Origin of the sequence: Mesorhizobium sp. Cs1321R2N1 (assembly GCF_037179725.1) — a bacterium.
Lineage (GTDB): Bacteria > Pseudomonadota > Alphaproteobacteria > Rhizobiales > Rhizobiaceae > Mesorhizobium > Mesorhizobium salmacidum.
The window spans coordinates 1-19,888 of record NZ_JAPYKP010000113.1 but is presented as its reverse complement, the minus strand read 5'-3'; the positions used below and the strand labels follow the sequence as shown (position 1 = coordinate 19,888).

The 19,888-nt window shown below is 60.9% G+C and carries 23 protein-coding genes and 1 tRNA gene; 11 read left to right on the top strand and 13 right to left on the bottom strand.

What is annotated here, in order from left to right; genetic code table 11:
- The first annotated feature begins 204 nt into the window (after positions 1-204).
- Positions 205-765 carry an ankyrin repeat domain-containing protein gene (locus O7A61_RS23510; protein WP_337131832.1) on the top strand — a complete coding sequence of 187 codons (561 nt, stop codon included), beginning with the start codon at positions 205-207 and terminating at the stop codon, positions 763-765.
- A 38-nt stretch (positions 766-803) separates the two neighbouring features.
- Here the strand turns inward: O7A61_RS23510 and O7A61_RS23505 are convergent, their stop codons facing one another.
- Both O7A61_RS23505 and O7A61_RS23500 read right to left on the bottom strand, forming a co-directional pair.
- A complete protein-coding gene (locus tag O7A61_RS23505) occupies positions 804-1,331 on the bottom strand; it encodes a gamma carbonic anhydrase family protein (RefSeq protein ID WP_337131831.1) in 528 nt (175 codons plus the stop codon).
- 19 nt (positions 1,332-1,350) lie between these two features.
- Complete coding sequence (locus O7A61_RS23500) at positions 1,351-1,677, bottom strand: DUF6949 family protein (protein WP_442921105.1); 327 nt, start codon at positions 1,675-1,677, stop codon at positions 1,351-1,353.
- 117 nt (positions 1,678-1,794) lie between these two features.
- Between O7A61_RS23500 and O7A61_RS23495 the strand changes: the two genes are divergently transcribed.
- Positions 1,795-2,526, top strand: coding sequence for a hypothetical protein (locus tag O7A61_RS23495; protein WP_337131829.1), 732 nt, complete (start codon positions 1,795-1,797; stop codon positions 2,524-2,526).
- A gap of 54 nt (positions 2,527-2,580) precedes the next feature.
- Here O7A61_RS23495 and O7A61_RS23490 read toward each other — a convergent pair whose 3' ends face one another.
- Both O7A61_RS23490 and cysE read right to left on the bottom strand, forming a co-directional pair.
- Complete coding sequence (locus O7A61_RS23490) at positions 2,581-2,784, bottom strand: DUF3126 family protein (protein WP_006200852.1); 204 nt, start codon at positions 2,782-2,784, stop codon at positions 2,581-2,583.
- A gap of 146 nt (positions 2,785-2,930) precedes the next feature.
- Complete coding sequence (gene cysE, locus O7A61_RS23485) at positions 2,931-3,779, bottom strand: serine O-acetyltransferase (RefSeq protein WP_140503499.1); 849 nt, start codon at positions 3,777-3,779, stop codon at positions 2,931-2,933.
- Positions 3,780-3,912: 133 nt separating this feature from the next.
- Between cysE and O7A61_RS23480 the strand changes: the two genes are divergently transcribed.
- Positions 3,913-4,509, top strand: coding sequence for an HD domain-containing protein (locus O7A61_RS23480; protein ID WP_337131827.1), 597 nt, complete (start codon positions 3,913-3,915; stop codon positions 4,507-4,509).
- 45 nt (positions 4,510-4,554) lie between these two features.
- Here O7A61_RS23480 and O7A61_RS23475 read toward each other — a convergent pair whose 3' ends face one another.
- Genes O7A61_RS23475 through O7A61_RS23465 form a run of 3 tightly spaced genes read right to left on the bottom strand, consistent with a single transcriptional unit; the run spans position 4,555 to position 6,525 of the window.
- Positions 4,555-5,322, bottom strand: coding sequence for an alpha/beta fold hydrolase (locus O7A61_RS23475; RefSeq protein WP_337131826.1), 768 nt, complete (start codon positions 5,320-5,322; stop codon positions 4,555-4,557).
- Between the two features lie 19 nt (positions 5,323-5,341).
- Positions 5,342-5,905, bottom strand: coding sequence for a DUF192 domain-containing protein (locus O7A61_RS23470; protein ID WP_140503494.1), 564 nt, complete (start codon positions 5,903-5,905; stop codon positions 5,342-5,344).
- Between the two features lie 23 nt (positions 5,906-5,928).
- Positions 5,929-6,525, bottom strand: a complete 597-nt coding sequence (locus O7A61_RS23465; RefSeq protein WP_032935881.1) for a cold-shock protein — start codon at positions 6,523-6,525, stop codon at positions 5,929-5,931.
- 216 nt (positions 6,526-6,741) lie between these two features.
- Here O7A61_RS23465 and gloA point away from each other — a divergent pair, with 216 nt between their 5' ends.
- Positions 6,742-7,182: a lactoylglutathione lyase gene (gene gloA / locus O7A61_RS23460; protein ID WP_027145507.1), complete on the top strand. Its 441-nt coding sequence runs from the start codon at positions 6,742-6,744 to the stop codon at positions 7,180-7,182.
- A gap of 127 nt (positions 7,183-7,309) precedes the next feature.
- Complete coding sequence (locus O7A61_RS23455; protein ID WP_027145506.1) at positions 7,310-7,603, top strand: DUF2218 domain-containing protein; 294 nt, start codon at positions 7,310-7,312, stop codon at positions 7,601-7,603.
- Between the two features lie 44 nt (positions 7,604-7,647).
- Here O7A61_RS23455 and O7A61_RS23450 read toward each other — a convergent pair whose 3' ends face one another.
- Both O7A61_RS23450 and ilvA read right to left on the bottom strand, forming a co-directional pair.
- Positions 7,648-8,202, bottom strand: coding sequence for a DUF1697 domain-containing protein (locus O7A61_RS23450; protein WP_337131825.1), 555 nt, complete (start codon positions 8,200-8,202; stop codon positions 7,648-7,650).
- Positions 8,199-9,455, bottom strand: a complete 1,257-nt coding sequence (gene ilvA, locus O7A61_RS23445; RefSeq protein WP_337131824.1) for a threonine ammonia-lyase IlvA — start codon at positions 9,453-9,455, stop codon at positions 8,199-8,201. The genes O7A61_RS23450 and ilvA overlap by 4 nt, the downstream gene beginning before the upstream one ends.
- 394 nt (positions 9,456-9,849) lie before the next feature.
- Between ilvA and O7A61_RS23440 the strand changes: the two genes are divergently transcribed.
- Positions 9,850-10,923, top strand: coding sequence for an alpha/beta hydrolase (locus O7A61_RS23440; RefSeq protein WP_337131823.1), 1,074 nt, complete (start codon positions 9,850-9,852; stop codon positions 10,921-10,923).
- A gap of 143 nt (positions 10,924-11,066) precedes the next feature.
- Entirely contained in the window at positions 11,067-12,227 is a 1,161-nt protein-coding gene (locus O7A61_RS23435) for an alpha/beta hydrolase (protein WP_337131822.1), read from the top strand.
- Positions 12,228-12,245: 18 nt separating this feature from the next.
- On the opposite strand, the gene ade is transcribed toward O7A61_RS23435, so the two are convergent.
- Positions 12,246-14,063 (bottom strand): adenine deaminase, encoded by a 1,818-nt coding sequence (gene ade, locus O7A61_RS23430; protein ID WP_337131821.1) that lies wholly within the window; start codon positions 14,061-14,063, stop codon positions 12,246-12,248.
- A 248-nt stretch (positions 14,064-14,311) separates the two neighbouring features.
- Here ade and O7A61_RS23425 point away from each other — a divergent pair, with 248 nt between their 5' ends.
- Positions 14,312-14,977 (top strand): outer membrane protein, encoded by a 666-nt coding sequence (locus O7A61_RS23425; protein WP_337131820.1) that lies wholly within the window; start codon positions 14,312-14,314, stop codon positions 14,975-14,977.
- Positions 14,978-15,256: 279 nt separating this feature from the next.
- Positions 15,257-15,342: transfer RNA gene (locus O7A61_RS23420), tRNA-Leu, on the top strand.
- A 62-nt stretch (positions 15,343-15,404) separates the two neighbouring features.
- Here the strand turns inward: O7A61_RS23420 and O7A61_RS23415 are convergent.
- The gene (locus O7A61_RS23415) at positions 15,405-17,561 is read right to left on the bottom strand and encodes a KAP family P-loop NTPase fold protein (protein ID WP_337131819.1); all 2,157 of its coding nucleotides are present in this window, start codon (positions 17,559-17,561) and stop codon (positions 15,405-15,407) included.
- A 254-nt stretch (positions 17,562-17,815) separates the two neighbouring features.
- Positions 17,816-18,103: a PilZ domain-containing protein gene (locus tag O7A61_RS23410; protein ID WP_027145499.1), complete on the bottom strand. Its 288-nt coding sequence runs from the start codon at positions 18,101-18,103 to the stop codon at positions 17,816-17,818.
- A gap of 204 nt (positions 18,104-18,307) precedes the next feature.
- Here O7A61_RS23410 and O7A61_RS23405 point away from each other — a divergent pair, with 204 nt between their 5' ends.
- Positions 18,308-18,847 carry a J domain-containing protein gene (locus tag O7A61_RS23405; RefSeq protein ID WP_337131818.1) on the top strand — a complete coding sequence of 180 codons (540 nt, stop codon included), beginning with the start codon at positions 18,308-18,310 and terminating at the stop codon, positions 18,845-18,847.
- A 22-nt stretch (positions 18,848-18,869) separates the two neighbouring features.
- On the opposite strand, the gene O7A61_RS23400 is transcribed toward O7A61_RS23405, so the two are convergent.
- A complete protein-coding gene (locus tag O7A61_RS23400) occupies positions 18,870-19,448 on the bottom strand; it encodes an NUDIX domain-containing protein (RefSeq protein ID WP_027145497.1) in 579 nt (192 codons plus the stop codon).
- Positions 19,449-19,605: 157 nt separating this feature from the next.
- On the opposite strand from O7A61_RS23400, the gene O7A61_RS23395 reads away from it, so the two are divergent.
- Positions 19,606-19,888, top strand: a 283-nt coding sequence (locus O7A61_RS23395) for an oxidoreductase (protein WP_442921104.1), incomplete at its 3' end; no start/stop codon positions are given.

Sequence of the window (19,888 nt, the reverse complement as noted above, 5' to 3'; positions counted from 1 at the left end):
TTGATCCGTTCCCACTGATCCTCTCGAAGCGCATCGCAGTCCATCGCTGACCTCCAAAAATCAGCGTTGAATCTGATTTGCCCTTCCTTGGGAATCCCAACCCGTTAAATCGTCACTACGCCCTAGTACACCGTGATACACATTTCCACAGGTAGGAGATCGAGGCACCATCAGTCGTCAATTCTGCCTTCTGGATCATGGCCGATGCTGGAAATCCCGGAAGATCGATGCGAGCGCCACCGGCTGTTCAAGGCGATCGACGATGCCTTCAAGGCAGGGGACTTCGACGGACTCGGCTTGGGCGATTCGCCCGGCTGGTTCGACGAGCACATGCCGTTCGAGCTCGGTCTTGGCCATCCGCTGGAATACGCGATCTACTGGAGCCCTCTCGCGTTTATCGCAACGCTGATCAAGGCCGGATCCAGTCCGAACTACGAAGATCACGCCGGATTTCCTTCGATCATCGCGGCGTTGTCCACCGAGCGCGCGGACAAGCTCGACATCATTCGCATCCTGATCGATCACGGCGCCGATCCGGACATGCGGGGCGTCAACGACTGGACACCGCTCCACTACGCCGTCGCCACGCGCGACGCGGAGGCGATCCGCCTGCTTCTTGCCGGCGGCGCGGACCCTTCGTTAAGGACCCGTATCGACGACTGTACGACAGCCCTTGAAGAAGCAGAGATTGCAGGATTCGAGCTGGGCACGTCGCTGCTACGAGCAGCCATGGCCGAGCGCGTAGCGGGTAGCCGGGGACCATAAGCGCGACCGGTGGCCGAAGGTGTGCGTCGGCCGAGAGTTCAGACCTTCTTCAGCCCCGCCTTGAAGCGCCTGGCGTTGGCGACATAGTGCGCGGCCGAGGCTCGCAGCCGCTCGACCGCCGCGTCGTCCAGCACCCTGATCGCCTTGGCCGGCGAACCGACGATCAGCGAATTGTCCGGAAACTCCTTGCCTTCGGTGACCAGGGCGCCAGCGCCGACGAGCGAATTCTTGCCGACCCTGGCGCCGTTCAGCACGATGGCGCCCATGCCGATCAGGCTGTTGTCACCAATCGTGCAGCCATGAAGCATGGCGCGATGACCAATCGTACAGCCCTGTCCGATGGTCAACGGAAAGCCGGGATCGGTGTGCATGACGGCATGTTCCTGCACATTGGTGTCGGCGCCGATGACGATGGGCTCGTTGTCGCCCCTGATAACGGCGCCGAACCAGAAGCCCGCATTGCGGCCGATCCTGATGTCGCCAATCAGCGTGGCATCGGGCGCGATCCAGTTCGAGTCCGCGTCGGCGAAGCTCGGCTCCGTTCCATCGATCGCATAAAGCGGCATTGTCGGTCTCCGAATCGTCTCAGGTTGGAAACCCTAGGAGACGGACCGCCCATGAAGCAATGGCGAGCACGACAATGCCCAGCGCCAGGGACCAGGCAATAGCGGTGCAGCCGCATGACAAGAGCGCCGCTGTCGAAATGCGGTTCTGGCGCCGCGCATCAAGGGCATCGTTGACCAGCATGAACGGCCCGGCGCCGGCAGTGGCAGCCAGCGAGCGCAGCACATGCGAGGGCGACACATAGGGCTCGGTGAAGGCGACCTTGCGACCCGATACCAGTTCCATTGTCGAACCGGTCAGCCCGCAAACCGTCAGGCCGACGACAAAAGCGAACAGCAAGAGCTCCATCTGGGCCACATTAACCCTCCATTTACCATGAAATCGCACAGTCGTTTCAGGACGGCAGCAAGAGCCGTGCCGTGCGATGTGTGCCGTCGAGGGACACCCAGATGGATGAGGACCGAGATGAAGCAGGCAGCGGTCGCCGACGGCCCAGAACTCACCGTGGTCGATTCCATGCTGATGAAGCGGGTGTTCTACGCGTTCGCCGCACTTGCGTTGCTGTCGATAGTCATCAGCCTTGGCGGCAAATGGTTCGGCCGTTCCATTGCCATGGCCGGCTACACCGACGACGCGACCGTGCGCGAGGTGGTGATCGGCAACAACATCATCACCGTGCCAGCCAATTTCATCCGGTTCGAGCAGGCCCGGCGCGACGGCATCGCCTCGCGCCTCGACCTCTATTTGCGCTATCCCCAGATGGACGGCTACAGCGAGGCGTCGCGCGATGATTTCAATCACGCCGGGTCCAACAGGAACATCATCTTCCTGTCCTTCGAGCAGCAGATGATGTCGCGCGACATGAGCGGCCGGTTCGGGCCGATCTACAGCGCGCTGATCGTCCAGCCCGGCACTCCAGGACCTGGCGACACGACGGTCTACGGCTTCAATGAGAAATCAGGCTATCTGAACGAGGTGCTGGTCGTCGGCAAGCGTGGGGGCAAGGACCCCTTCGTGGCCCGCTGCCTCAGCGGGCCGAGCGCCGGCGAATCGCTGGCTCCTTGCGAGCGGGACATCCATGTCGGGGATGATCTCAGCCTTACCTATCGCTTCCCGAAGGAATTCCTTGGCGACTGGCAGACGCTCGATGCGGCGATCGCGGCCGAGGCGGGGCGAATCCTGAAGACCGGACATTGACGGGCTGAAAGCGGCCCGGCCGCGCTCGACGCGGCCTGCCGTGGCATTGCTAGCTCAGGCCAGGTCGATGTCCAAGATCGCCATCGAGAAATTATAGTCGCCATCGTCCTCGTCCTTGAAGACGATGCCGAGGAATTCGTCACCGACATAGACTTCGGCCGAATCTTCCTTGCGCGGCCGTGCCTTGACCTCAAGTTTGGGGTTCTGGAAGACGCGCTTGAAATAGGCGTCCAGCTTTCTGATTTCGTCCGGCTTCAACAGTCTTCTCCGATCATCGGCTTGCTCGTTTGAACGGCGCTTCTGGCACGTCGACAATGGCGATGTAAAGGCAAGCCGGCCTTATTGCACCGGAAGCGGCAGCACCACCGGGCAAATCGCAATCATGCGGGGCAACTGCCAGCAAATCAGATATCGAAACTGATCACGTGGTCCATCTTCTGTGACGGCAGAAGCTGATCCATCTGGCGCGAAGGCTGGTCGCAACCGGTCTCGCCGACCACGCGGGCCGGCACGCCGGCAACCGTCTTGTTGTGCGGCACAGGCGACAGCACCACCGATCCGGCGGCAATCTTGGAGCAATGGCCGACCTCGATGTTGCCGAGAATCTTGGCGCCGGCGCCAATCAGCACGCCATGGCGGATCTTGGGATGGCGGTCGCCACCGGCCTTGCCGGTACCGCCCAGCGTCACGCCGTGCAGGATGGACACATCGTCCTCGATCACCGCGGTCTCGCCGACGACGAGGCCGGTGGCGTGATCGATGAAGATACCCTTGCCGATGCGCGCGGCCGGATTGATATCGGTCTGGAAGACCGCGGACGAACGGCTCTGCAGGTAGAGCGCGAAATCCTTGCGGCCGTGGTTCCACAGCCAATGCGCAAGCCGATGGGTCTGGATGGCGTGAAAGCCCTTGAAATAGAGCACCGGCATGATGAACCGGTCGCAAGCCGGGTCGCGGTCATAATAGGCCTGGATGTCGACGCGCACCGTGGTTGGCCAGTCCTTATCGTCGGCAAGCATCGACTTGAAGGTCTGGCGGATGAGATCGGAGCCGATATCCTGATGGGCAAGCCGCTCCGCGATCCTGTGAACGACAGCCTCTTCCAGGCTCTCCTGGTTGAGGATCGTCGAATAGAGGAACGCGGCCAAAAGCGGGTCGCGGTTGACCGCTTCCATCGCTTCGTCGCGGATCGAACGCCAGATCGGATCGACCGGCTGCAACGCGCTGTGGCGGGAAATGCTGATGCTGTTCATCGACGTCTCGTCCTGCGTCCTGCTAGTCTGCTGTCATCGGGGCCGCACATATAAGCCAGATCATAGCACGATTGAACTCAATTTTCCTTAGTGCTGTGTCAAATGGATTTGGTTCGCGGGAATTCAAGCAGCCATGGAAAACGAACCCTTGATCGACGACGTCCTGAAAACCGAACTTTCGGTCCTCTATCAGGCCACCAGCCGCCATTACCACAACCTCGCCCATATCGACGCGATGCTGGCGTTGGCCGGTGACTATCGAACGCTTCTGGACGACCCCGAAGCGGTCGAAGCGGCGATCTGGTTCCACGACGCCATCTACGACAGCAGGGCCAGGGACAATGAGGCGCGAAGTGCCGCCCTCGCCGAGCAAAAGCTCGCCGGCCGCATCGATGCCGGCCGCCTGGGCCGCATCAGCGCTATGATCCTCGCCACCGCCACACACCAGTTGCCGCTGTTCGACGACGTGGCGGCGATACGCGACGCCAGCCTGTTTCTCGACATGGATCTGTCGATCCTGGGTGCCGCGCCTGAGGCGTTCGACGCCTATGAACGCGCGGTCCGCCGCGAATATGGCTGGGTGGAGGAGCCGATGTGGCGTGCCGGCCGCGGTGCAGTGCTGAAGACCTTCCTTGCCCGATCGCATATTTTTCACACGCAGGAGTTCCGGCAGCGCTTCGAACCGCAGGCAAGGCTGAACATTGCGCGGTCGCTGCAAGCCTTGACGTAGCTTAGTTTCGGAATCCGAGGCGCCTCGTCCCCAGAAACCGGCCCCTCAGAGCGGATTTTCGGCGTAGAACTCCAGCACCCGTTGCTTGAAGGTCTTGTCCCCGACGGCCAGCATATGGTCGCGGCCCTCGATGTGGAAGACCCTGGCGTTGGGCATCAGCGCCGCAAGCTCGTCCGGCGATCCGCCAATGTCGTCGGTGGTACCGACCGCGACCAGCGTCGGCTGGGCTATGCGGGCGATATCCTCTTCACCAAGCAATTCCCGTGAGGTGACGATGCAGGCGGCAAGCGCCCGGCGGTCGCTGCGGGTCTGGTCGGCGAAGGCGCGAAAAGCGCGACCGCGTGGATGGATGGTCGCGGCCGGGTCCTCGGCAAGGAGAGCGGCGGCGATCGGATCCCAATCGCCGACGCCGTCAATCATGCCGATGCCGAGGCCGCCAAAGACCAGCGTCGCCACCTTGTCCGGGTCGGACAGTGCCAGGAAGGCAGCAATCCGCGCGCCCATCGAATAGCCTATGACATGGGCCCGTTCGATGCCGAGATGATCGAGCAAGGCAGCGGCATCCGAAGCCATTTTCGCGGGTGTATAATCGGCCTCGTCGTAACTCTTGGATGACGAGCCGTGGCCGCGATTGTCGAAGGCGATGGCGCGATAGCCGGCATCATTGAGCGTCTTGAACCAGCCGGGCGACACCCAGTTGACATAGTGGCTCGAGGCGAAGCCATGGATCATCAGCACCGGATCGCCCTCGCCCGATGCCGGTTGGCGGTCGAGGAAGGCTAGATCGAACCCGCCATGGGAAAAAAACTGCATCGGAAGGCGGTCCCGGCGCTCAATCAGAATCGACGTTCGGAGAATCGCCCTTGTCCGCGGGCGGCATGCCAGGACCCGGTGCCGTGCCGATCGCCGGATGGCGCAGCAGGTCGCCATCCGCGATGCCGTCCCTGGCGGCAGTGCCAGCCTTGAGTTCGAGCACGAAGCGAACCGGCTCGCCCGGCGAAACAATTGCCTCCGACTGCGGCTCGCCTTGCTTGATCGCGCGGATCCTGCCGTCCTGACCGACAAAGATCAGATCGAGCGGCATCGGCGTATTCTTCATCCAGAAACTGACGTCGCGTGTCTCGTCGAAAACGAACAGCATGCCATGATTGGCGGCCATGTCCTCGCGAAACATCAGGCCGGCTTCCCGCTCGGCCTCTGTATCGGCAACTTCGATCGAGAAGGAGCGTTTGCCATTCTTGGTCACAACCACCAGCGGCGCGGGATCGACCGGAAGGATCATCGCCCGGCCATCGGCCGCGCTGGGTACCTGGAAATAGAAGAATGCGGCTGCAGCGACTATGACGGCGGCCACAGCGCATACCACGCCCGTCGTCAGCCCGTTCCTGTGTCTCATATGAAATCCTCGGCCGGATCGCCCTAGTGCGAGACCGGCAAGGTGCCCATATCGGGGTGAATTTCGGCAGCCATAAGGCCTTTGTCACCGCGGCCGAAACGGACAAGTACGACCTGCCCCGGCCGAAGCTCGGTGATGCCGTAGCGGCGCAAGGTCTCCATATGAACGAAAATGTCCTCGGTGCCCTCGCCGCGCGTCAGGAAGCCAAACCCTTTGGTGCGGTTGAACCATTTGACCAGAGCGCGTTCGAGCCCGCTCTCCGGCGTCACCGAGACATGGGTGCGCTGTTCCTGCATTTCCGCGGGATGGACGGCAGTGGTGACATCCATGGAAAGCACACGGAAGGCTTGCAGCCCGCGCTCGCCCTGCTTCACAAGACAGACCACGCGCGCGCCTTCCAAGGCTGTCTGGAAGCCGTCCCGTCGAAGACAAGTCACATGGAGGAGGATATCGCCCGAAACACCGTCATCCGGAAGGATGAAGCCATAGCCCTTGGCCACATCGAACCACTTGATGGCGCCGGCAATTTCGGCGAGGTCGGCGGCGTCGCCGCCCTCGTCGCGCGTCAAGGCGTCGCCAAGGGTATTGGCCCGCCCCGTCAAAGAGGCCTTTTCCCCCATAAGAATGCCCCCTTTATTCAAGAACACCGCAACTGATTCTTGACACCAGATTAACACCGCGGCTTCCGGTATGTGCAAGACCTGACGTGCCTTTTTTCACGGTTCATTGCGGGAATACCGGATTTGTTCTTTGCCGGCGCTGCCTGACCCCGGCGATTGCCCTTTGACCGGGCCGACCCTATGTTGCGCCGCAACCCAACAGATCGAGGAAAACACATGCGCTATCTGCACACCATGGTCCGCGTCGCCGATGTCGATGCCTCGCTCGATTTCTATTGCAACAAGCTTGGGCTGAAGGAAGTTCGCCGCTATGAAAACGAGCAGGGCCGCTTCACGCTGATCTTCCTGGCCGCTCCGGAAGACGAGCAGAGCGGCATCGCCGACAAGGCGCCGCTGGTCGAGCTGACCTACAATTGGGATCCGGAAGACTACAAGGGCGGGCGCAATTTCGGCCACCTCGCCTACGAGGTCGACGACATCTACGCCACCTGCCAGCGACTGATGGACAATGGCGTCACCATCAACCGGCCGCCGCGCGACGGCAACATGGCCTTTATCAGGTCGCCGGACGGCATCTCGATCGAGCTTCTGCAGAAAGGTCCGGCCAAGGCCAAGGCGGAACCGTGGGCGTCGATGGCGAATACCGGAAGCTGGTAATCGATCACCTTTTCGAGTGGCCGGCGGCCACTCCATGGTGTTTCGCCAGGTTGTGCCTATCTATGCGCCTATGGCGCCTGCCCTGAAGAGCAGCGCCACGTCTTGAGATAGTTTCGGAGAACCCTTCATGCCGACCAGCCACGCCAATGTCTCCACGGCGCACGCAAGCCGCTATCTGCAGCAGTTGTGCAAACATTGGGCGCACAAGTTTCCCGTCGAGTTCGACCCCAATCACGGCGTCATCGACCTTTCGCTCGGCCGCACGGTCATGGACGCCGACGGGGCAGCGCTGCACATCACGGTTTCGACCGACGAGTCCGCTTCGATCGAGCGCCTCGAAAGCGTCGTTGCCGACCACATCAAACGCTTTGCGTTCCGCGAAGAACTGGCCTTCGATTGGAAACGCGCCGAGGCGGCGTAGTTCGTTCATGCCTGTTGCCGCGCATTTCCGGCGAGACGCCTGGATCAATCGCTTCCGGACTTGCGCGCCATTTCCAGCAGCGCCAGCACTGAGCGCCAATTGCGGGCCGTGCCCGGCACTTTCAACGTGCGCGGAATGAGGCTGGCGAACACCGATTTGCCGAGCCCGTCCGGCGCGCTGAGATAGAGCACATCGCCCTTGACCTCGAAACGCTCGGGGCCCGTGCACTTTTCCGCCAACCGCGCCACCTCATCGGCGGTCGGCTCACGCTCCAGCGCATAGGCGTGGAGCTTCGTGTGATCAGCGGCCGCTTCCGGATAGGGATTTTCGCGCACCAGCCGTTCGAACCATTCGAAATCGCGCACCATGATGCGCGAATGGAAGCCCCATTTTTCCTCGAAAGCCGCCTCGATCTGTTTGGTCAGCGCGGCGGCGTCGCCCTTGTCAGCGCGGAATACGGCATTGCCGCTCTGCACGTAGGTGGAGACATCGGAAAAACCGAGACCCTCGAAGAACGACCGCAACTCCGCCATCCTGACGATGCGGTTGCCGCCGACATTGATGCCGGAAAACAGCGCGATGAAGATCTTTCCGCTCATATTATGAAACCCGCCAATGTCTCATTGTCTGTGATGTCCTGATACTGGACGCCCTCGGCCTCGAAATTCGCCTTCAGCAGGTCGAAATTGCGCCGATCCTTGGTTTCGATGCCGATCAGAACCGAGCCAAAATTGCGCGCCGACTTCTTCAGATATTCGAAGCGGGCGATATCGTCATCCGGACCCAGCATGTCGAGGAAGTCGCGCAACGCGCCCGGCCGCTGCGGAAAGCGGATGATGAAATATTTCTTCAGGCCTTCGAAGCGCAGCGCCCGTTCCTTGACGTCCGGCAGCCGCTCGAAATCGAAATTGCCACCTGATACTACCGCTACAATGGTCTTGCCCCGGATTTCCTTCCTGGAAAAATCCTTCAGCGCATCGATCGCCAGCGCGCCGGCGGGTTCCAGGACCACGCCTTCGACGTTGAGCATCTCGATTATGGTCGCGCAGAGCCGGTTTTCCGGGACCAACCGCACGCTGTCGGCGGCAAACTCCTTGAGATAGCGCAAAGGTTCGCGGCCGATCTCGGCGACCGCCGCGCCGTCGACGAAGTTGTCGACTTTGGCGAGCTTCAGCCGTTTTCCCGCCGCAAGGCTCTCGCGCAGGCTCGGCGCGCCGGCCGGCTCGCAAAAGACGAACTGGGCCTCACGGCCCTGATCGGCGAAATAGTGCGTCACCCCGGCAGCCAGACCGCCGCCACCCACCGGCAGCATGACGATGTCGGGCATGCGCGCGCCCGGCATCTGGTCCGCGATCTCATAGGCGACCGTCGCCTGGCCCTCGATGATATCCTTGTGGTCGAAGGGCGGCACCATGTGGGCACCGGAGCTCTCGGTGAATTCGAAGGCGGTGCGATAGCAGTCGTCGAAAAAATCGCCGACCAGCCTGATCTCGACGAAGTCGCCGCCAAACAGCCTGGTCTTGTCGATCTTCTGCTGCGGGGTCGTCACCGGCATGAAGACCACGCCCTTCTTGCCGAAATGGCGACAGACAAAGGCAAAGCCCTGCGCATGGTTGCCGGCGGACGCGCAGACGAACAGCTCGGCCTGGTTGCCTTCGCCAAGCGCCTTGCGGAAGAAGTTGAAGGCGCCGCGGATCTTGTAGGAGCGCACCGGACTCAAATCCTCGCGCTTCAACAGCACCCGGGCGCCGGTCTTTTTCGACAGATAGTCATTTTCCTGCAGCGGTGTCTCCGGGAAGATCTGGCGGATCGCAGAGGCGGCGGTGGCGACGCGCGAGGAAAAGCTGGTCATGACAAGATCATCCCGGGATCGCCCGCGGGCGAGTTAGACAATAACCCTATTACACATCCGGCCCGGCAAGACCTTGCCCGGTCGAGCCCGCGCCCGCAACGGCGCCGTCCCGAAATGCTAGCAAGCACTTGGGGACGTTTGTTCATGTTTTCTCGCATCGAGCCGAGCCGCGCATTGGGCGCCTGAATTCGACATCCGGCCGAGATGCAGGCGCCTGCCCTCTGCGGCGTTACGGCCTTGCTGCCGCTTTGGCTTTCGCGCAACAGTGCGAAGGCCGTCGCGAGGCGCCGACCGCATTTCGGCTGGACACGACTTACTTCCGCCGCACTTGGCCTGCTGGGGAGATATCGCGGAGGGTGGACGGCCCTTGTTTGGGCTCGAGTGGAATTTTATCGTGCATTTGAAGACGATTTGCATTCTTGCGCTTGCGCTGCTGGTGGCGGGCTGCGGCGGCCGCAAAACCGAGGAACTGCTCGGCAGCGCGGTCATGTCGGCGCCGGTGACGGAAATCGCGGGCAACCACTCGATCTTCATTGCCACGACCCGCAAGCCCTCCGACGACCCCAACAAGGTTTTCGACGGCGAACGCTCGGCGACGCTCAACTACGCCCGCGTCAACGTCACCGTTCCGGGGCTCCACACGACCGGCCAGATCGAGCGGCGTTCACGCGGCAAGTCGGACGATCCGGCAAAGTACTTCATGGCTTCCGAGGTCGTCGGCTACGACACCCAGCCGAAATTCTCCAGCGCGCTCAACGCCGACATAGCGGCGCGCGGCGGCCGCGTGATGGTCTTCGTCCACGGCTACAACACCGGCTTCGACGACGCTGTCTACCGCTTGACCCAGATTGTCCATGATTCCGGCTATCCCGGGACGCCGGTGCTGTTTTCCTGGGCCTCGGGCGCCAAGACCACCGACTATGTCTATGACAAGGAAAGCGCCAGTGCCGCTCGCGACCAGCTCGAAGTGACCTTGCGAATGCTGCAGCAGTCCGGTGCGCGGCGCATCGACATTGTCGCCCATTCGATGGGAACCTGGGTGACAATGGAAACGCTGCGCCAGATGGCCATCAGCGGCGATCGCGATCTTGGCGGCAAGCTTGGCGATGTGGTGCTGGCCTCTCCCGACATCGATGTCGATGTGTTCAAGAGCCAGATGCGCCGCTACGGCAAGCCCGACAAGCCGTTCATCCTGCTGTTGTCGGATGACGACCGCGCGCTGAGGTTGTCCGGCCTGATCGCCGGCTCGCGGCCGCGCGTCGGCGATTACAAGGATGCCGCCGAACTTGCCTCCTACGGCGTGACGGTCGTGGACCTCTCCAAGGTCAAAGGCAGCGACAGCTTCAACCACACGAAATTCGCCGACAACCCGGCACTGGTGAAGATGATCGGCCAGCGGCTGCGCGAGGACGATGGTTTCGCCAGCGACCGGGACGTGACCGACCGCATCAGCCTGCTTGGACAGTAGATGCGGCGCCGCGGTTTTCGCCGTGCCTGTTCACCGTCGCCGAACCATTGGCCTACTTTGAACTGGACCGCGCCCGTCTCTGGCCTTATCGGAGTATCGAGCGACGTCATGCGTTTGACGTCCCCTTATGCGGGAGCCGACGCGTGGCCTTGCGCTTGAAGAGTCATGGTGTCGTCGCGTTCGCGCTGCTGGTCGCTGGCTGCGCTGGAAATGCGCATGATCTGCTCAACAAGACGACGGTCACCGTGCCGGCATCCGATATTGCGGCCACCCATGAAATATTTGTCGCCACCACCCGCCAGAAGGCGGCGAAGGATCCGCGACAGGTCTTCGACGGCGACCGTTCCCTGACCACCAGTTTCGCGCGGGTCGACGTCACGGTTCCGAAGAGCCATCAGGTCGGCAACATCGAGCGCGCCAAGGGTTCGGCCAACAGCAACCCGGCCAAGGATTTCACAGCCAGGGATGTCACCTTCTACGAAGGCGCCCCGCAATTCGCCAAGGCGGTCGGCGCCGACATCGCCATGCGCGGCGATCGTGCGCTGGTTTTCGTGCATGGCTTCAACAATGGTTTCGACGACGGCATCTACCGGCTGACGCAGATCGCCCACGACACGAAATATCCGGGTACGTCGGTGCTGTTCTCGTGGGCGTCGAGCGCCAAGACGACGGGCTATATCTACGACAAGGACAGTTCCACCGCCGCCCGTGACGATCTCGAGGCAACGCTCAGGATGCTCGCCAAGACGCAGGTCAAGAGTATCGACATCATTGCCCATTCGATGGGGACCTGGTTGACGATGGAGGCGCTGCGCCAGCTCGCCATCACCGGCGACCGCGATCTCGGCGGCAAGCTGGGTTATGTCATCCTTGCCTCACCGGATATCGACGTCGACGTGTTCAAGAAGCAGATGATCCGTTATGGCAAGCCCGACAAGCCGTTCGCCGTGCTGCTTTCAGGCGACGACCGGGCTCTCAAATTATCCTCGTTCATCTCTGGCGACAAACCGCGCGTCGGCGACTATGGCAATGCCGCCGACCTCGCCTCCTATGGCGTGTCGGTGGTCGACCTGACCAAGACCAAGGGCGGCGACGGCGGCCTCAACCACGCGAAATTCGCCGACAACCCGTTCCTGGTGCAATTGCTCGGCGATAGGCTGCGCACGCCGGCGGGCCTCGCCGCGGACGAGGACCCCGCACAGCTCACCGATATCGGTCAGGGCCTGGGAAAGGTCGTCGGCTCGGCTGCCGAAGTCATCATCACGACGCCGTTCAAGGTGCTGACCATCGCCACCGGCGGGTGAGCAGCCAAGAGCGGACGCTCAGACGAACAGATCGACTTTCTGGAACGTCGTTACGTCGATCAGCCCGACGTCGGAAATTCTCAACTCCGGAATGACCACCAGTGCCAGCAGCGAGTGCTGCATATAGGCGTTGTTCAGGGAGCAGCCCATCTTGCGCATCGCCTCGGTCAGTTTCTCAGCCTTGGCAGCGACGATCTCGGCGCGCTCGTCCGACATCAGCCCGGCTATCGGCATTTCGACCAGCGCCAGTTCCTTGCCCTTGGAGAACAGCACAACCCCGCCACCCACTGCCCCCAGCCGGTTCACGGCCAGTGCCATGTCCTGCTTGTTGGTGCCAACGCAGATGATGTGATGGGCGTCATGGGCGACGCTGGAAGCCATGGCGCAGTCGGCCATGTAACCAAAACCGGAGACGAAGGCATTGGTGACGCCACCCGTGCCCCGGTGCCGCTCGACCAGCGCGATCTGGCAGACGTCGTTGCGGCGATCCATGGCGACCAATCCGTCCTCGACCGGCAGATCGGCCTCCAGCGCGCGCGTCGGTGCCTGGTTCTCGATTACACCGATCACCCGCACCCGCACTTCGTTGGCGCCCTTGGGTGCCGCGATATCGAAATCGCCGGCCTTCAGTTTCTTGCCCAATTTGACGGTGTTCTTCGCCGTCTTCGGATAATCATAGGCCGGCATATCGATGTCGAGCTTGCCGCCCTTGGCCAGCCTGACGCCGCGCGCATAGACCTCGTCGATGCTCATTGCGGCGAGATCGGAGACGATCAGCAGGTCGGCCAACCTTCCCGGCGCGATCGAACCGATCTCGCGTTCCAGCTTGAAATGAAGGGCGGTGTTGAGCGTTGCCATCTGGATCGCGGTCACGGGCTTCAGACCTTGGCTGATGGCGTGGCGCACCACCCGGTCCATGTGTCCCTCATGCACCAGCGTGCCGGAATGGCTGTCGTCGGTGCACAGGATGAAGTTGCGCGGATCGATGCCGCTTTCCGTCACCGCCTTGATCTGCGAGGCAACGTCGTACCAGGCAGACCCCAGCCGCAGCATTGCCTTCATGCCTTGGCGTACGCGGGCGATTGCGTCCTCGGCGCGCGTGCCCTCGTGGTCATCCTCGGGTCCGCCGGCGACATAGCCGTGGAACGGCAGACCAAGATCGCGCGAGGCATAATGCCCGCCAACCGTCTTGCCGGCTTTGACCGTCGCGGCGATCTCGCCCGACATCACCGGATCGTTGGCGGCGACGCCCGGGAAATTCATCACCTCGCCAAGTCCGATGATGTTTTCCCAGCCCATCGCTTCCGCGACATCGGCGACCGTAAGTTCGGCGCCGGCATGTTCGAGCCCAGGCGCCGAGGGCACGCAGGACGGCATCTGCACATGCACGTTGATGGGCATGGCCACGGCCTCGTCATGCATCAGCCGCACGCCCGGCAGGCCCAGCACATTGGCGATCTCGTGCGGATCGATGAACATCGAGGTGGTTCCGTGCGGGATGACGGCACGGCAGAATTCGGTGACCGTCACCATGCCGCTCTCGACATGCATGTGCGCGTCGCAAAGCCCGGGCACGAGGTAGCGTCCGCCCGCGTCGACCACCTTGGTGCCCTGCCCGATCGTGTGGCTGGCATTCGGCCCGCAATAGGCGAAGCGGCCGCCCGATATAGCGATATCGGTGCCGGCGATGATCTCGCCCGAATGGACGTTCACCCAGCGCCCGTTGCGGATGACGAGATCGGCGGGTTTGCGGCCCATCGCGACATCGACCAGATCGGTCGCCATTTCGGTCCACGGTTTGGGTTTCGTCGCGCGGGCGGGGGGCTTCCTGGCCATCAAAGACTCCTGTTTCCCCGACTGTGCCAAGCTGACGGCGTTTTGGCCAGCGAGGAAGGTTGGTTTTGCCTGGAGATTGCCGGACTACTCGGGTTTCAGGCCGACTTCGACCTTGGCGTTGCCGGCTGAAATCCGCTCGGCGATGCGCTCGACCTCGCCCCAATCACCTTTGCAGAAATCCGATTCCGTTTTGCCGCAGATCAGGTTATGTTCCGATCCAGGATATTTGACTCTTCTCGGGGGGCTCGATGTATCGCCTGATGGTCGCAAGTGCCGGTTTTCTTGCCGTCCTGTCCGTGCCGGCTTTCGCTGCCGACGCGACAGTCGACGTGCCGATGACCGCGCCTGGCTTCGACTGGACCGGCTACTATGCTGGCCTGCAGGCGGGATATGGCTGGGGCCGCTCCGAGATCACCACAATGGAAGGCGCGCCGTTTTCCATCAGGCCCGACGTCGACGGCGGGTTCGTCGGCGGCCATGTCGCCGGCCTTTGGCAGTTCGATCAGGCAGTGCTGGGCGCCGAAGCGGACCTCAACTATTCCTCGGTGGACGGCACGGCGCAATCGGTCCTGGGAGACACATTCGGCACCGAAATCAAGTGGTTCGGGTCGGTCAACGCCAAGGCCGGCTTCGCCATGGACCGCCTGCTGGTCTACGGCATCGGCGGCATAGCCTTTGCCGACATCGAGACGTCGCAGACCTCGGGGCCAGGGTTTGACAACACGCGCACAAATGTCGGCTGGACCGTGGGCGCGGGCGTCGACTACGCGCTGACCGACAAGTTCGTCGTCGGCGCGCAATATCGCTATTACGATTTCGGCTCAGAGAAGCACGAGGCACCAGCCCCCTTCAACGATCGTGATCAGAGCGTGAAACTGAACACGGTCGGCATCAATCTCAGCTACAAGTTCTGAACGTGGCACCGGCGTCGTTGCTGGACAAGCAGCGCGCAGACCTGTCTTGCCGGATGTGGGGGCGGCCGGCGCCCCCAAGTGGGCGGGGGGATGGGTTGGGCCTGAGAGGCGCCGGCCATGGCGGATCAAGTCCGCCGCCGAGATATTTACCCACGCCCGCGGCGCGGATAATTCCGTGATCGCGCCAGTATCGTTACGCGACCTCCTCTGGGTTGCGCGTTCGGGCAGCGCAGAACACGACTTGACGGGCTTTGTCTGGCGTCTGAAAAGGGCTGGCCTGCGGACGTGGCGGAATTGGTAGACGCAAGGGACTTAAAATCCCTCGATCTCTGATCGTACGGGTTCGATTCCCGTCGTCCGCACCAGCTCGACCTTTGCCTTGATCTCGGCTGCCCTGATGGCAGCAGGGGCAACACGGGAATCTAATCTAATCCCGTTCACCTGATCGCTTACGGTCCCAAGCGTCGAGAAACACACGTATGACTTTCAAAGACTCAGGATCAAGCTTAGCCTCTTCGACGACCCGTTCCAGCGCCCGGCGGAATGCCTGCGGATCAATAACATCTGTGTCGTCGCCGATATGAGCGACCTCAGTCATTTTCGATACCCGATCGCCCAGGCTGCCGAACCCGCCCATGCCGAACGAGTACGATTTTCCCGTCAACTCACGAGCGAGGGCTACCAGCGAGCTATCCTCTTTAATCCGCTCGTCCGTCCATGCGCGCACTTCCTTTGCATCGTTGTCGAGAAAGTCACGCCAGCGGTATAGTATGTACATAAGTTCCGGATGCTGAAGCAGCGATCCGTCACCTGCAGCGCCGCGAACGGCACGAAGGGCAATAGCGGTAATTGGTTCGATCGCTTCTTTGGTGACAAGACAATCCTCCTCCCGTGTTGGCCCGCCCTGCCGTTCGCCCAGGTGGTCGCGACGGGCTGACGAAACGAAATCAACCAGCCAACCCAGCGCTGCCGATGGGAGGACCGCGAGATAGAGATCGCTACGCTCGTTCAACGTGAACCTATCGCGGGTAAGGCGGCGAATGAGCCAATGAACCCTCAGGCTCGTGTTACCCATGCCATTAAAGCCGCGATCAGCATCCTTTTCTAAATCGATCTCGTCATGGATCTCGAAAAGCGTCCGTAGAAACGACTCGGCCTTCGATTTTTCGATCTGCTTTGCGTGGGTCCTCAGTTCGTCGAGATAGACCGGCACCATTGAGCGTCCGTTTCGGCGCTCGCTCTTCGCGGCATGGCGAAGCTGCTCCTTTATGAAATTGGCATCGTCCGCGCGCTCTACGAGCTCGTTGATCTGCTTCGAAGAAAGGGCCTCATCGCTGAGGGACAGTCGAAAATAGGTGTCGAAATGGGCCTCGACGCACACCCTTCGGTCAGCATCCCATTCGGCGATCCACTCATAGCCGTATCCCATCTCCTCAAGCTTCGGAAACAGCCTTTGCAGCGCGGTTTTTGCCAGTTCATGACGGACTTCCGGCACCTCATCCAAGAATAGATCGAACCGCTTCTGCTGGTCGTAGTTGCGCGACCCTCTGTCACGTACGCCACAGACCTCGGATTTGTTTGATCTTATCGCCTTAAATAGGCCCGGTTCGTATAGGCGCAGCGTCTCTAGTGCGATGAAGTCGGCGAGGCTCACTTCGCCCGCGATAGCTGGCCAGGTCACGCTTATTGCATTGTGAAAGCGGGCTACGTGGCGAGGCGTCGTTATGTGGGGCGCAACCACATCATAAAAAACGTTCATGATCCTGACGACCTGCGCCTCAACTGGCTCACCGCAAACATCGGTGATTGCTGTCAGTACGGCATTGTTCAAATCAGTTGGAAGGGGTGCCGGTAGTTCGAAACCGGCCTGTATGATCTTTTCAAGGAAATGCGGGCCTTCAGATGGATGGCGTCCCAGCACCGCTTTTTCCGCCAATTCGCGGTCGAAAACCAAGAGATACATCACGTTGGGCAAACGACCGATGGACTTTACCAGACGGAATATGGCGATCGCTTCCTCGGGGTTAAGGCGGTCGATGTCATCAATGACGACAAGGAACCGACGCTCCTCCTTCTCCAGGATTTCAGCCAACTTGCGAAAGGTCTTTTCGACAGTTTCGCCGTCAGGAAAGAAGATGCTGGCAAATTTAGATACCCCAGGAATCAGCGTCGCCCACGCGTTTCCACTTGCGAGAGACACAGCAGTGCCGATGACCGGGCCAGCTTGCAGTAGGCGTTGTGTAAGGCGCGGAACAAGATCCTTGACCTTATTCCCCAAACTGGCCCGCAATACGCCGTTGAGGTTTTGAAGAAATGCCAAGGCAAGCGCCTCCTCTCCGCGGTACCACCAACATTTAAAATCAGTGACGACAAGTCCGTCATCCTTCTGCTCACGAAGGGCGGATCTAATCAGGTTGACGGCGCTGCTTTTGCCGGAACCCCATGGTCCGTTAAGCGCAATAGTGGTTCCGACCGGATTCTTGATACGCAAGATGCTGTTCGCAATCGACATGGCAAATCCGGCCATACCGTAGCGATCATCTTCGGCAGTCTCGATTGGGCTATCGTTGAAATAACTCGCCATGAAATCTATAAATCTATGGGTTTGCGCTAAGGCAGCATCGGAGCGACCGTACGGGTTCGACGCCCGTCGTCCGACCACTTTGAATATTTATACAAAAATGCATTTAGAACAGTTCGCGGGTACCCGGTGCAAGGTCGGGGATACAAAGGGACGGGCCGAGAGATGAACCTGCCAACCGAACTGGAGCAAGTTTCCCCGATCGAACCTCGTTTCCTTCGTACGCGTACCCGGATTACCAAACCCGCCTCCCCTTATCATCTAATCTTCAGCGAGAAATTGCCGTGGATCTGGATGCCTAGCCGCTCGCCTTTTCTCCACCGCACTTCCGCTCGATAGGTCGCGCCGTCCAACGGTACGCGCAGCCGGAAGTTATCTGGCACTTTTGCCCCCGCGGCGACACGCAACTCGGCGCCGTGCTCATGCTGATTTCTGACGGCGCAGCCTATTTCGCCGTCCTGCGTGATTATGAACGCGTCCTTCAAAACCACCTCACGCAGGTGCGTTCGACGCTCTACCGGAGGGTCAGAAGGTTTATCAGTCATGCAAGCCGCCTCCGACGAGCGAAATGCTCCCAGACTAAAGTCTGCGGCTCAGGACGCAAAGGTCCGACGTTTTTCGCTTAAATCCTGTGCTTGTCGTACGCTCGTCATATTATTAAATCGTGAAATATATACCCTATAGTCATCGCCAAGGTTGTCACCTGTGCGGCAGAGACAGTCGAAAATGCATGGCATGGGGAACCCGGTATGTTCGTTGACTTCTATGAAATGCTGGAAATCAGTCCGAATGCCAATTCGGAAACGATAGAGCGCATTTTTCGTCACTTTGCCATGCGCTACCACCCCGACAACCAGGTCACCGGCAACGAGTCACGCTTCAGCGATATCCTGGAGGCTCACAACACGCTCAAGGATCCGGTCAAGCGTGCGCAATACGATATTCAATACAAGGCCCATTTGAACCTCCGGGCCGAACTGACCGATCAGGCGAGCAACACCAACAACCTCGATCGCGATTCGGTCTTTCAAGCCAAAGTGCTCTCACTGCTTTATGTAAAACGCCGACAGGACGTCAACAATCCTGGCATTGGCGACGATGAGCTCGAACGAATGTCAGGCTGTCCGCGTGAGCACCTCGAGTTTCACCTCTGGTATCTAAAAGCGAAGGGCTGGATAGCCAGAACAGAAAACGGGACGTTCGCCATCACCGTCGAAGGCATCGATCGCGTTAATTCCGAACATCATCGCAGCGCAGCAACCACCCGCCTGTTGGATCATGCGGGCTGAATTGGAATCCCTCGGTCTCTGATCAAGCCGCCATCGGGTTCAGCTTCAGATGCTGGATCAGGATGATGGTCTTGGCATCGATGATGCGGCCATCGGCGATGCCGGCCAGCGCTTCGTCGAGCGGCATTTCCAGGACCTCGATGTCCTCGCCTTCGTCGGGTGCGCCGCCACCGGCCGAGATCCGGTCGGCGGGCGAATAGCGCGCGATGAAGAACCAGAGCCGCTCGGTCACGCTGCCGGGACTCATATAAGGCGAAAACAGCCGCTCGATCTTGTTCAACCGGTAACCCAGTTCTTCCTCGGCTTCCTTGCGGATGGCGGTCTCCGGATCGTTTTCGTCCAGCAGCCCGGCACAGGCCTCGATCAGCGGTTCGCGGTGGCCGGTGACATAGGCGGGATAGCGAAACTGACGCACCAGAAGCACGGTCGAACGCCGGGGGTCATAGGGCAGGATCACCGCGCCGTCGCCGCGATCATAAGTCTGGCGAATCTGCGTCTCCCATTGGCCGTCACGCCGGCGGTAGTCGAGCACGGTCTTCTTCAGGACCGCCCAGTCGTTGGAAAGAATCTCTTCCGAGCGGATACGAATGCGGTCTTCCATCTGACACCTCGATGCTTGCTGGCGGAGGCAGGCGTAGCCGCGAACCGGTACAGGCGCAATCGGGCCAGCGATTGGTCCAGCACGCTTCACTGTCTCGTGTGTGGTATGGAAGGGTGCCATTGCCTAAATAGCGCATTCCCCTCCCCGGAGTTTGTTCATGACGACATCGCTTTTCCAGCCGATCACACTCGATGGGCTCACCTTCCCCAACCGCATCGCCGTGGCGCCGATGTGCCAGTATTCCGCCGAGGACGGCTCGGCCAGCGACTGGCATCTCTACCACTGGATGAACCTGGCCATGTCCGGCGCCGGCATGGTCACGGTGGAGATGACCGATGTCGAGCGGCGCGGACGCATCAGCCATGGCTGCCTCGGCCTCTATTCCGAAGACAATGAAGCAGCCGCGCGCCGCGCGCTGGACGCGGCCCGGCGCGTGGCCG